This window comes from Photorhabdus thracensis (assembly GCF_001010285.1).
In the GTDB taxonomy this organism is placed as follows: domain Bacteria; phylum Pseudomonadota; class Gammaproteobacteria; order Enterobacterales; family Enterobacteriaceae; genus Photorhabdus; species Photorhabdus temperata.
This window is the reverse complement of sequence record NZ_CP011104.1, coordinates 4920152-4932664: the sequence shown is the minus strand read 5'-3', so window position 1 is coordinate 4932664 and position 12513 is coordinate 4920152. Positions and strand designations below refer to the sequence as shown.

The following is a 12513-nucleotide window of genomic DNA, read 5'->3' as shown; positions in this document are numbered from 1 at the left end:
CGTCAGGGCGTTATTTTCGCTTCGCGGGCATTGACTGGCTCGCCCTCCAGAGATAAAAACAACAAAGCATCGCGACCAGCAAGGCTATCTTCTTGATATTTTGGGCAGTTGCCGCCAAAAGACACTGTATTTGCACCTTCTGCAACCCGCGAAAATGGGCATAACGGTGCCCGTGATGTTGCTTCGCATCCGCAAAACTGCGCTCTATTGTTTCCTTTCGTCGCTTGTAAACTTTTTTACCCCATTCCGTTAGCCGGTTTTCTCTGGCCTGCTCTTTACTGGCCTCCCAGATATGACGGGTTATCGTTTTTCCGCCTTTCGCGTGCGTGCAGGCATCACGCTGCGGGCAACACTGGCAGATAGCCGCCGGGGCCTGATAATGCCGGTATCCCTGACGGTCGGTTGTGGTATAAATCAGTTTTTCTCCCTGCGGGCAGACATAACAATCCTGTAGCTGGTCATAGGTGAAATGTTTCTTCTGAAAGGTATTTGGTCCCTTATTCGGCCGGCGATAACCTATGATGGGGATAATGCCTAACTGTTCCGTCAGATAACAAACCGGGGCCGTAAAATAGCCCGCATCCAACCCAACCGCGAGGGGATTGAGAGCAAAACGCTCTAACTGACGCGTCAAACGCTTGATAAAAGGCTGGCTGTCGTGGACATTACCCGGTGTGGCGTAGGTATCGGTGATAATACCGACTTGCCCATCCACGGTACGGTGGTCAAGGTAAAAGAACCCCCTGGGTTTGTTGGTCCGGTGCATAAACCCGCTTTCCGGATCGACGGTACTGACCTTCGTCTTTCTCTGCCGTTCCTTTAGGGCTGGCTTCAGGCTTTTTTTCCAGCTGCCGCCCGGTCTTGAGTGACGGCTTTATCCAGTGCGTCAACATAGGCGCCGGGGGGAACCGACCGCATGACATTCTCCGATTTATGCGGATTGGCACTGGCTTTCAGGTGGGTGCTGTCGGTATAGAGTACGTGTCCGCCCACAAATCCTTTGGCTATCGCCTGTTCAACAATGTGGTCAAAAATCTGTTGGAAGACCGCGGTATGATTGAAACGGCGGCGGCGGTTCTGGCTCAGGGTTGAGGCATCAGGGACCTTTTCTGTCAGTCCGAGGCGCAGAAACCAGCGGTAAGCCACATTAACCTGAATTTCCTGTACCAGACGGCGTTCACTGGGGACGCCAAACAAGTAGCCGAGTCACATCATTTTAATCAGCATGACCGGATCGATAGCAGGACGGCCATTATTGTGGCAATACAACGGGGCGACTAATTCGCGGATAAATTCGAAATCAATGGCAGCATCGACTTGACGGACCAAATGATTTTTAGGGACCAGCTCGTCAAGCGAGAGCGTTTCTGGCGGGAAAGTCTGGAGAGGGGGGGGTCTTAACATGGTGGCAAGCTCCGTTGAGTGAACGGAACTTAATTAAAACAAAATGCCGGATAAAAAACCAGCACTTTGTCAATAATCTGAAGCCGCGCCAGCGGCTTCAGACCGCTGACAAACCTCGTTGAAAATAACGGGGTTTGTTCCTTTCATTGTGAATCATAATGCCATCCATTTTCCTCATTAAGCTAATTTGGAGAGCATAAAAAACCTTGGGGCATTTATGCAGCAACCGTTTCTGTCCAATAATGCTCCGTTTCGTCACCTAATTTTATGCCCGGATACCAATGCTCAAATTGGGTTTTCAAATCATCATTAAGTACCGCTGTGCGTGTCTGAAGTAAGTAATGCGCTCCTTGTTGACTCCATTGCATTTTCTGCTTTTTCACCATCCGTTTAGCGATGACTTCATTGATCGTCGATTCAACAAATGATGAAGAAATCGGTTCGCCATATCGGTACATTTCACCATAATTCGGGATCATCATGCGGTTATTTTCAATATAGGTATACATTTCATCGATATGTTTTAACAGCGATTTATGGTTTTCATAATGCAATGTATCGTCATCACATATCAAGGCACAATGATCCAAATATTCTAATGCCTTATCGACATTCCCATGCCAGATAGACCATTTTGTGCTGGTTAAAACGTCTGATAATTCTGCTCCGAGTTCAGGGGCGTCTTTTGATACCCCTTTGGCATATTGTTTTAAGACTGTCAGGCGCATTGTGATATGAAACCAGTCGAGCACATACTGGGATTCAGGGTACAAATTAAATTGCAGATCCCTGAGATTATCAGCGCCATCTGATAAGAAGGTAATTTGTTGATTAGCCTGCATCCCTTGCGAGGATAATTGGGCCAGCAGTTTTCTTCTGGGGTGATTTTCCAGACACTAAATGGTGACAGGTTAACGCAATTGCCCCAATGATTTATGCTCTTGCATTGATTCAGATATTGATGCAATATTGCATCAATATTTGAATCAATGAGGTAATCAAATGCGAACTACTGTCACGATTGATGATGTGCTGTATGCACAAGCGCTGGAAATGGCCGATCCTAGCATGGACAAAGCTGATATTTTCCGGGAAGCGGTAAAAACGTTTGTTCAGGTGCAGGCGGCAAAGCGGCTCGCTTCGCTCGGAGGTACATCGCCTGAAATGCAGATGATTCCCCGCCGCCGCGAGGAGTCATCCTCATAATGACTATTTTGGTTGATACATCCGTCTGGGTTGACCATTTCAAGAACCGGAATGACGGGTTGATTCAGTTGCTGAGCCGGGATCTGGTTCTGATTCATCCAATGGTATTGGCAGAGATAGCATGTGGTACCCCTCCGGCTCCAAGACTGCGAACACTTGGTGATCTAGGTTTCTTACCACCGAGCCATCAGGCCAGTATTGCCGAAGTGATGGCATTTATTGAAAACGAAAAACTGTACGGGCTTGGATGTGGTTTTATTGATATTACGTTGCTGGCATCAACCTTAATAACGCCAGGAGCAAGACTTTGGACATTGGATAAGCGACTTGAGAGATTGGCTAAACGTCTTAATGTGAGTTATCAGCCGATTCATTGACCGGAAACTTATAATTATTTTTTCAGCGGGATTTATCAGGGGTTATCGGGTCGCGCAAGGGAACTTTCCCCCTGCGCGACCCGATAACTTTACTGCGGGGTAGACACTACCACTGAAGAGAGAAAGTGATTCTTCATTTTCTCATCAGGAAATAAAAAGACGAAATTCGGTCTTAGAGTGACTTTTCGTACCGTTAGACCCCTTCAATGAGTGGTTATCTCCTGCCACCATATGGATATCAATATCCGTTTTATTGTTGTAAATCATGTCGTACAGCGAATGGCCTTCGTACTCGTTCAGGCCGATATTTTGTCATCCATGAGGTTCCATTCGCCAGTGAATGAATATGATTACTGACTATTTCATTGGCAGCACAAAGCGTATCAACCCGAATAAAATCCTCCCGTATTGCGCGAAGCTGGTTGAGTTCCAAATCTGACATATCGGCCATTTTCAAGGCACCAAACCCAAAGGCACGGCCGTCAGGTCTACCACCATTTCCGAAAAAAAGGAAACCATCGCTGGGATACCTGCGTCTTTCTGGATGAGGACGGGCGATATTCGGCAGTCTTCCGGCACTCATACAGCAAGAAAGTGAATGGCGTGAGGAAAACCTTTATTGAGGATGAGCGCGTAGTTTCGGCCCGGGACGCCACCAGTTTTTCCCAGGCAGACTTTCCCGCGCTGGATGATACGCAGACGCAGTCCGATTTCTTTCTGGTGCTGATGCAGTCAAATGCGGGTGATGATGTGGCCTGATCTGTTGGCTTGAGGTATACTTATTGTATTAACTGTTAATACAGGTGTACTAAGAGCCTATCCCAATAGGGTTTTGTTCCAGACTATAATCCCGCATGCAAAATGTAACATAGTTTCATAGTTTTCGACCTTCTTTTCCCATCGGGTCAGTATCCGGCGAAAGCGATTCATCCAGATATGAGTCCTCTCGACAACCCATCTTTGAGCTTTAAAGTCCGTATTTTGGCTCTTCCTTGCGAGACTGGATGTGCAGCTCGTAGTGCCGACTTTGTCGATGATCGCGAGATGCTTGCAGGCCAGTAAACCGTTCTGCCAGAAGCGTTCAAAAACGCCTGCGTCACGCCATTCCTGAAAACGACGGTGAGCCGAACTTGACGAGCATATTCCTGTTGCATTCAGGGCGTTCCATTGGCAGCCCGTTCTGAGCACAAAGAAGATGGCATCCATAGCGGCACGGTTATCAACACGTTTACGATGTGTGCCCAGCGGATGCTGAGTTTTATGTTCGGGAATAAGTGGCGCCATTTTTCCCCAAAGTTCATCACTGAGCCGCCATTTGTTGTTTGCCATATTCTCTATGCCTTCAAAATTATCCGTTATAGAATATGACAATTCCTTATTGGGATAGGTTCTAATACTACAGCCGTACTTACTTTTTTCAACAGAAAAGACACTCATAGAAAAGCTTAATTCATGCGGTTTCTCAGAGTGGTGAGCATCAAGGAAAATGCAACTTTCTGGTATCTACGGCTGTAGTACTAAGTGGGATCCAAGACCTTTATCGCCCGAATCTGGCCGCTCAATTCTCGATAAATTACAGTCGGCGCTGTATAACTTTTAAATACAGGCACCGGGATGGCGGGAAGATCAATACCGGACACGTCTTGCACAGTTGCGTATTCGTGGGGAAGAGGCATTAAAACCGGTAAAATATTTAAGTGGCGAAGAACAGTTAAAAGTGGCTCTGGCCTGTCTTTTTTGTATAGTTGATAAATAGAAACGGCTTCATTAAGAGCATCACCGCAAACAGGATCTTATTACCGGAGCGAAGGTACGAAATGCTTTATCCAAATTAGGTCGTCATTGTTTTGCACCAGCCTTGTCATTCGCCTTGATCCCACAAATACCCCGCCAAATTTCTCATTGTTCCAGCCATCGAATTTTTTCTCTTTTGTCATGCTAGCAGCTATTTAATTCCATATTTTCTGACCAACAACGTTTTAGACGCTGACAAGGAAAGCTGTGGCTGAAGATAGCGATCTTGAGAAAACAGAAGAACCTACGCCCCATAAACGGGAAAAAGCCCGGAAAGAGGGGCAGATAGCCCGCTCCAGAGAGCTGAGTTCTATATTGATGCTGACCAGTGGCCTGAGTTTGCTCTGGATGAGCGGTCAATCAATTACTCATGAATTGTCGCTGATGGTGTTTGAAGGTTTTAACTTCGATCACAGCATGGTCAGCAATGATAAGCAGATGGTTCAGCAAATTGGCAGGTTGCTCCGGCAAGCTGTTTGGGCTTTGTTGCCGGTTTTTGCTGGATTAGTGTTCGTTGCGTTAAGCGCTCCGGCGCTATTGGGTGGATTAGTATTCAGTACAAAATCCATCAAATTTGATGCGAAAAAATTGAATCCTATTTCTGGTCTGAAACGTATTTTTTCAATGAATGCGTTAGCTGAATTATTCAAAGCGTTGCTTAAAGCAGGGTTTGTCGGAATTGGCGCTGCTTTATTTCTTTGGATGAACTGGCCTGCCATGTTACGGCTGATCGCGCAACCACCTCTGCTGGCGCTGGATGATGCAATGCAAATGCTGGTATTTGCCGGTTATGTGGTGGTTTTCATGTTGATACCGATGGTGGCTTTCGATGTCGTTTACCAGATATACAGCCATCTGAAAAAACTGAGAATGACCCGACAGGAAATAAAGGATGAATTTAAAGAACAAGAGGGGGATCCACATGTTAAAGCGCGTATCCGTCAACAACAACGGGCAGCCGCCCGTCAGCGGATGATGGCGGATGTACCGAAAGCGGATGTGATTGTCACCAACCCAACTCACTATGCCGTCGCCCTGAAATATGACGAAAAAGCGATGAGTGCGCCAAGGGTATTGGCGAAAGGGGCTGGGATCATTGCATTGCGGATTAAAGAAATGGGTACAGAAAACCGCATTCCATTACTTGAGGCGCCGCCACTTGCCAGGGCGCTTTATCGCCATAGTGAAGTTGGGGGGCATATCCCCGCGACACTTTACGCGGCGGTAGCGGAAGTGCTTGCCTGGGTCTACCAATTGAAACGTTGGAAACGGGAAGGCGGCTTGAAGCCGAAGAAACCTGAAAATCTGCCAGTGCCGCCAGCACTGGATTTCGCTGGAGAAAATAATCGTCATGGCTAATCTGGCCTCTATATTTCGTTTACCGGGCAATATGAAAGGCTCGCAATGGCAAATTCTTGCCGGGCCGGTATTGATCCTCATGATCTTGTCAATGATGGTATTGCCGTTGCCACCATTCATGTTGGATTTGCTGTTTACGTTTAATATCGCGCTATCAATTATGGTGTTGCTGGTGGCGATGTTTACCCGGCGTACTCTGGATTTTGCCGCATTTCCGACAATATTGCTGTTTTCCACTTTACTGCGTTTGTCTCTTAACGTGGCTTCAACCCGTATCATTTTATTGGAAGGGCATACTGGCTCTGCGGCAGCAGGGCGCGTTGTAGAGGCATTCGGTCACTTTCTAGTTGGCGGCAATTTTGCTATCGGTATTGTGGTATTTGTTATCTTGGTATTGATTAACTTTATGGTGATTACCAAAGGTGCAGGGCGTATTGCTGAAGTTGGTGCCCGTTTTGTGCTGGATGGTATGCCAGGTAAACAGATGGCGATTGACGCTGACCTGAATGCCGGATTAATTGGTGAAGAGGAAGCGAAGAAACGCCGTGCGGAAGTGACGCAGGAATCGGATTTCTATGGTTCGATGGATGGCGCCAGTAAGTTTGTGCGTGGCGATGCGATTGCCGGATTAATGATCTTGGTTATCAATGTCGTCGGCGGCTTAATTGTTGGTGTGGCCCAGCATGGTATGAGTCTGGGGGATGCGGGGGAAGCTTATACCCTGTTAACCATTGGTGATGGCCTGGTGGCGCAGTTACCTGCCCTGATTATTTCGACCGCGGCAGGTGTGATTGTTACCCGCGTGGCGACGGATCAGGATGTTGGTCAGCAGATGGTGACTCAACTGTTCGATAATCCCCGTGTGTTGATGTTGAGTGCGGGGGTTCTCGGATTATTGGGTATGGTTCCGGGAATGCCCAATTTTGTTTTCCTGCTGTTCACTGCGGCGTTAGCAGGTCTTGGTTGGTATCTCTATCGCCGTGCTGATGGCCCGGTGATGAATGCGGAAAAACCAAAAGTGGAAGAGCAACAGCAGGCATCAGAAGCTTCATGGTCTGATGTTCAGCTTGAAGATCCGCTGGGGATGGAAGTGGGATATCGCCTGATCCCGATGGTTGATTTTCGTCAAAATGGCGAATTACTGGGGCGAATCAGTGGCATTCGGAAGAAATTTGCTCAGGAGATGGGATATTTACCACCGGTGGTTCATATCCGTGACAACCTTGAACTGGCTCCGGCTGGCTACCGTATTCTAATGAAAGGGGTAGAAATTGGTCGTGGTGAAGCCCATCCGGGGCGCTGGCTGGCAATTAACCCTGGTGGTGCAGTGGGGGAATTGCAAGGTGATATCACCAAAGATCCGGCTTTTGGGCTCTCTGCGGTTTGGATTGATGACAGCCTCAGAGAACAGGCGCAGGTTCAGGGTTATACAGTGGTTGCTGCCAGTACGGTTGTGGCTACTCATATGAATCATCTGTTGACGCAATATGCTAATGAACTGTTTGGCCGTCAGGAAGCTCAACAACTGTTTGAACGCGTCAGTCAGGAGATGCCTAAACTGACGGAAGACTTTATTCCCGATATCGTCAGTTTGACAACCTTGCATAAGGTTCTGCAAAACTTGTTGTCCGAACAAGTGCCGATCCGGGATATGCGGACAATTATTGAGACACTGGCTGAACATGCTCCAGGACAAACTGATCCTTATGAGCTGACATCTGTGGTCAGAATCGCGCTTGGCCGGGCGATAGCTCAACAGTGGTTCCCTGGAGCGCAGGAAATCCAGGTTATCGGCTTAGATGCCGGTCTTGAGCGCTTATTGATTCAGGCGTTGCAAAACGGTGGTGGTTTGGAGCCAGGATTGGCGGATAATCTGCAACGGCAGGCAACGGAAGCACTGCAACGTCAGGAAATGTTGGGTGCTCCTCCGGTACTGTTGGTTAATCATGCATTACGTCCGCTGTTATCGCGTTTCTTGCGAAGGACTTTACCTCAGTTAGTGGTTTTATCTAATCTTGAAATCAGTGATAACCGTCAAATCCGTATGACAGCAACCATTGGTGGTAATGGATAATCATATCAATAAAATAATGGGCCATTTATTTTCGAAATGGCCCTTAATATTCTTTTAAAAAAAATTGCCCGTTTAGGATAAAAGTGAGATTTTTCTTTTATCATATTTTCCTTTACAAGTACCGCCGAAGTGGTTTTTATTCACTTCGGTTTTTTCATTATTAAATAATAATCATTAGTGAGCTTGTGAGTAGGTTGGATTTAATTGTTTTCTCTGTCATGACAGTTAATTATTTAATGTTGTTAGTTTTGATTTTAATATTATCTGAATATAAAAAATTTCCGAAATAGATCAAAAATAGATCAAATCATATTGGGCAAGGATAATAAATAACAAACTAAAGAGTCGAATGTTGAATTAAAGAATAATAATGATAAAGGAAAGATAAAAAATAATACATAAAATTGGGTGACGAAAAAGGAAAATTCAGTAATATCTGATGCCCTAAACAATTCAAAAGGATGAGAGTTAAATATGTATAAAAATATGTTAAAACCCGTAACATCAGGAAAAACAGAAAACGGAACTCAACTAAAAGGAAATGAGGATACATATGATACATCAATATTAAAAGGCAGCCCTGTAGGACGAAATGATATTGGAAATTCAGCACCACTACCCGCTCAGGCAGAAGTTTTTCAAAAAGTTGTCGATGAAAAAATAGCAAGCTTTAAAACAAAGGGAAATCCAATATCAATCGTTGTCTGGCGTAATAACCAGACAGGGCTTACCCATATATTGGATGGTCAGCATCGATTTATTGCTGCATGCATACTTGGAGTACCCATTAATTTAACATGGAAAAAATTCGGTATACCACCTAATCAGATAGACTGGAGTAGTACAAAATTCTCAAACGGAATACCGGCTAAGACCAAGATATTTGGAAAATAATCGATTAAGTTAGTTTAATGTGTATTAGGCGTGACTTGATCTGATACAGGAATTTGAAAGATTGAGAGTTACCGGTTTTGATATAGATGTTGAAATCTTAAACAAAACGTGAGGTAACTCTCATGTTCCATACTATTAATCCCATCATCAAATATAAAGCTGGCTTGCTGAGTCTGGCGGAAGAACTTAACAATATATCCAAAGCTTGTAAAATCATGGGCATTTCGCATGACATGTTCATTATGATGAGCGGAATTTAATAATATTCCTTATGTTTAGCTACAATTACATCATCCCGGATAAATTCAAATGTAATTGAGAATGTAACGGGTGCTACGACCGCCAGCTCCGGTGCTTTCTAAACAGCCTAGTTCAACCAAATGTGCCAAATGTCTTGTTGCCGTGGGGCGACTTACCTTCGCCACTTTTTGATATTGGCTGCTGTTAATACCCTGCTCAAAATCACCGTCCAGCATACGGTTTAATACTTTTGCCTGTTCTTTAGTCAATTGGGTCTGATCTATCTGCCGCCAAAACTTAGCTTTTAACACAACCCGATTAATTTCTTTCAGTTTGTTTATTAAGGTTTCATTCAGTATTTTCAGAAACCAAACTATCCAGGCGGTAATATCCAAGCTGCCTTTCTGAGTGCTTTCAAGGATTTCGTAATACATCTTACGATGCTCACAAATACTGATTGACATTGCGTAGAAACGGATTGAGCGGTTTTCGGCTTGGATAAGTGCAAGGTCTGTCAAAAATCGGGTAACGCGCCCGTTTCCGTCTTCTAAGGGGTGGATTGTCACAAACCATAAATGAGCAATTGCCGCCGTGACTGCTCCCCGCCGTAAAAAACGGTGAGGCTTCCCACTTCTCAGGCCGCAACCGTCTTTATGACGGATTTACACTGGCCTCCATGGGCAGAAACGACGAGTCCCGCCGCCTGTAATGCTGTTATGCCCTTGCGCTGGATGTTGAGCGCCGCATTGATATCGCGATCATGTTCGACTCGACAGAAAGGGCATTGCCAGATCCGCTTATGCAGCGGCATTTCCGGCATTTTGTGACCGCAGCAATGACAGGTTTTCGAACTGGCGAACCACTGATCCAGTTTCACCAGGTGGACCCCCGCTGCTGCGGCTTTGTATTCCAATTTCATCAGGAAACTATTCCAGCCCGCATCCCCGATAGCGTGGGCAAGGTGGTGATTCTTCATCATGTTGGCCGATTTCAGCGTCTCAACAATTATCGCTTGGTTTTCGTCAACCATTGTTCGGGAGAGTTTGTGTTGAAAATCGGCGCGGGCATTGGCTATCCGCTCATGGACTGCCGCCAGACGTAATCGGGCCTTGCTACGGTTAGCGCTGCCCTTTTGTTTGCGGGACAGCGATTTCTGCTTTCGACGCAGGTTACGGGTGGCGTTGATAAGGTGACGCGGGTTATTGACCTTCTCCCCATTCGACTCGATAAGATAGTGGGACAAACCCATATCGCAACCGGTCACGCGGGTGATAACGCCCGGCTTTTCCCGCGCATCTTTTCCATCGTCACACAGGATAGCGGCGAAATATTTTCCCGTGGCGGTGCGAGAGAGCGTAATGCTCTTCACTTCCCCTTCAATTTCTCGGTGTATGCGCGCCTTTATCGGTGACAATTTCGGGAGCTTCACCGCACCCTCCAGCACTTTCACCCCAACACAGTGATAACTCGATTGCTTGCCCTGTTTGCGTTTGAACGTGGGAAATTGGGCGCGCAACTTCGGATTGAAGAAATTATCAAACGCAGTATGCAGATTGAGCACCGCCTGCTGTAACGCGAGAGCATCATATGCCTTGAGCCAGGCATACTTGCGGGATTTCTTCGCGACCGCCAGTAACGGTTTGAGGTCTTTGCGCGGATTTAAACTTACGCCGTGACGTTTGTAAGTATGCTTTTTGATGTACAGCGCCTTGTTGTACGCAAAACGGACCGCACCGAACTGGCCGTTAAGATACTCGGCCTGTTCGGGTGTGGGGTAGAGGCGGACTTTGGTCGCTCTTAACATATTCAACACTCATTGATAAAGTGCATTCATTTTAGCCTGTTTTACCGGCAGATATCAATTCAGTCAGGAGACGTCGCAGTAGCCCGCCTTAAAGCCCTTTGGGCTTTTCGCCTGATATCCCTGCTCGCACTGGGCAAGGGTTTACGGCGGTTTTTGCTAACGATGGGATCGAGACTGGCATCTGTTCGGGATTTATTGAACCATTTTATAAATTGAAGTACTTCGGCGACGACTTTTTCCGGTGGTGGCGCTTCAAGGTGAACAGTCGGCTTATCCAGACGACCGGATACCACTTCTGTCACCCCTTCGCGTAACTGACCTCCTTGTATCGGATTGAACAGGGTATATCCTGCGGGGAACATCAACTGATGCCACCTGAGGATATGCTCAAGGGTCAGATCGGAGTCACTGTTTTCTATCACATCAAGGGCGACCTCGGTAATGCCGTCAGTTCTTTCTGTTGTTGGATAAGGTTTTTCTTCCGTGATGCCCAACCTGTTCGCCAATGACGAGCGTACAGAAGCCGCGTTCAATCTCTCGCCTTCAATTTCGCTGGAATAGATTATGCTGGATAGCAGGCTATCAAGCGTTGCTTGCCTGGCGTCTTCATACTCAGATTTGCCTAATAACAATCCTTGGTTGAAATGCACGCCTCGTAGTAACGGTGCAATAACGTCGGCATTCCAATGGAATTCAGGCCAATTATGTTGTTCCCATATCAACATTGATTTCACCTGTGAGTCAAATAAGACTTCTATTAAGACTTCTATTCTACTCACTAAATGAGTCGAATGTTAATTTTATTTGACTCATTTGCGGTTTTTTTAAGGCCATTAAGGTCTTATTGATCTTGATAGCGGGCTGGGCGAGATCTCACATTTTTAGACCGGCCCTGACTCCTGGATTTAATCGGTATAAAGTTTTAACGATTGTTTTTACCGCTTTTAACATTTGCTTTTTATTAGATTTAATCATCATGGGATATCGTGTTTCACGTTTAACCAACGTTAATCATACCTGTTTTTTATCTTCATAAATCAGCCAGTAAATAACCTGATGGTAAAGATACCTCTTTACGTTTTTTCGGATAATCAATTCTTTTTTCATGGCTTAAATCCTGCCATATTAACCGTTTTATCCCTTTTTTATTGCGTTATTTTTATATTTTTCTGTGTATAATAACCGCGAGAAAACACCTGAGTATGATCCTGTTTAGATAATAATTTATGCGTGCTTATTTCTTTTCAACTCTCTGTTAATGGTTAATGGGCTTCGATTCAATGCAGTTAACTATCCCTTTTAAAAGTGTATTTATTGAGTTAAATCCGCCTTTTATATAAAAGCTTTAATCACTTTTTTTA

General features: G+C 45.6%; 9 protein-coding genes and 6 pseudogenes. 7 read left to right on the top strand and 8 right to left on the bottom strand.

The annotated features are described in order from the left end of the window. Positions 1-10 precede the first annotated feature (10 nt). Positions 11-1404: pseudogene (locus VY86_RS23815) on the bottom strand (IS5-like element ISPlu14 family transposase). A 215-nt stretch (positions 1405-1619) separates the two neighbouring features. Continuing rightward, positions 1620-2300: pseudogene (locus VY86_RS21545) on the bottom strand (ISKra4 family transposase); the annotation flags it as partial. A 106-nt stretch (positions 2301-2406) separates the two neighbouring features. Between VY86_RS21545 and VY86_RS21540 the strand changes: the two are divergent. Continuing rightward, on the top strand, positions 2407-2610 hold the full coding sequence (locus VY86_RS21540; protein ID WP_046976516.1) for a type II toxin-antitoxin system VapB family antitoxin: 204 nt from the start codon (positions 2407-2409) through the stop codon (positions 2608-2610). Further along, on the top strand, positions 2610-2987 hold the full coding sequence (locus VY86_RS21535) for a type II toxin-antitoxin system VapC family toxin (protein ID WP_046976515.1): 378 nt from the start codon (positions 2610-2612) through the stop codon (positions 2985-2987). The genes VY86_RS21540 and VY86_RS21535 overlap by 1 nt, the downstream gene beginning before the upstream one ends. Before the next feature lie 250 nt (positions 2988-3237). Here the strand turns inward: VY86_RS21535 and VY86_RS25440 are convergent, their stop codons facing one another. Beyond that, a complete protein-coding gene (locus tag VY86_RS25440) occupies positions 3238-3570 on the bottom strand; it encodes a Tn3 family transposase (RefSeq protein ID WP_046976514.1) in 333 nt (110 codons plus the stop codon). A gap of 11 nt (positions 3571-3581) precedes the next feature. Between VY86_RS25440 and VY86_RS25025 the strand changes: the two genes are divergently transcribed. Continuing rightward, the gene (locus VY86_RS25025) at positions 3582-3746 is read left to right on the top strand and encodes a hypothetical protein (protein WP_162200381.1); all 165 of its coding nucleotides are present in this window, start codon (positions 3582-3584) and stop codon (positions 3744-3746) included. A gap of 57 nt (positions 3747-3803) precedes the next feature. On the opposite strand, the pseudogene VY86_RS26705 reads toward VY86_RS25025, so the two are convergent. Both VY86_RS26705 and VY86_RS26700 read right to left on the bottom strand, forming a co-directional pair. Continuing rightward, a pseudogene (locus VY86_RS26705) lies at positions 3804-3953 on the bottom strand (IS5/IS1182 family transposase); the annotation flags it as partial. A 165-nt stretch (positions 3954-4118) separates the two neighbouring features. Next, positions 4119-4271: pseudogene (locus VY86_RS26700) on the bottom strand (transposase); the annotation flags it as partial. Between the two features lie 717 nt (positions 4272-4988). Between VY86_RS26700 and flhB the strand changes: the two are divergent. The 4 genes and pseudogenes from flhB to VY86_RS25020 form a co-directional block, all read left to right on the top strand. Continuing rightward, positions 4989-6140, top strand: a complete 1152-nt coding sequence (flhB, locus tag VY86_RS21520; RefSeq protein WP_046976512.1) for a flagellar biosynthesis protein FlhB — start codon at positions 4989-4991, stop codon at positions 6138-6140. Continuing rightward, positions 6133-8214 carry a flagellar biosynthesis protein FlhA gene (gene flhA, locus VY86_RS21515; RefSeq protein ID WP_046976511.1) on the top strand — a complete coding sequence of 694 codons (2082 nt, stop codon included), beginning with the start codon at positions 6133-6135 and terminating at the stop codon, positions 8212-8214. Before flhB ends, flhA begins: the two co-directional genes overlap by 8 nt. Before the next feature lie 474 nt (positions 8215-8688). Continuing rightward, complete coding sequence (locus tag VY86_RS21510) at positions 8689-9108, top strand: hypothetical protein (RefSeq protein WP_046976510.1); 420 nt, start codon at positions 8689-8691, stop codon at positions 9106-9108. A gap of 122 nt (positions 9109-9230) precedes the next feature. After that, positions 9231-9347, top strand: a pseudogene (locus tag VY86_RS25020) (IS481 family transposase); the annotation flags it as partial. Between the two features lie 66 nt (positions 9348-9413). On the opposite strand, the pseudogene VY86_RS21505 reads toward VY86_RS25020, so the two are convergent. From VY86_RS21505 to VY86_RS21495, 3 genes and pseudogenes are all read right to left on the bottom strand, one after another. After that, positions 9414-9938, bottom strand: a pseudogene (locus tag VY86_RS21505) (Fic family protein); the annotation flags it as partial. 44 nt (positions 9939-9982) lie between these two features. Further along, positions 9983-11152: an RNA-guided endonuclease InsQ/TnpB family protein gene (locus tag VY86_RS21500; protein ID WP_046976509.1), complete on the bottom strand. Its 1170-nt coding sequence runs from the start codon at positions 11150-11152 to the stop codon at positions 9983-9985. 59 nt (positions 11153-11211) lie between these two features. Continuing rightward, a complete protein-coding gene (locus VY86_RS21495; protein WP_228940640.1) occupies positions 11212-11877 on the bottom strand; it encodes a DUF4172 domain-containing protein in 666 nt (221 codons plus the stop codon). Between the last annotated feature and the right edge of the window lie 636 nt (positions 11878-12513).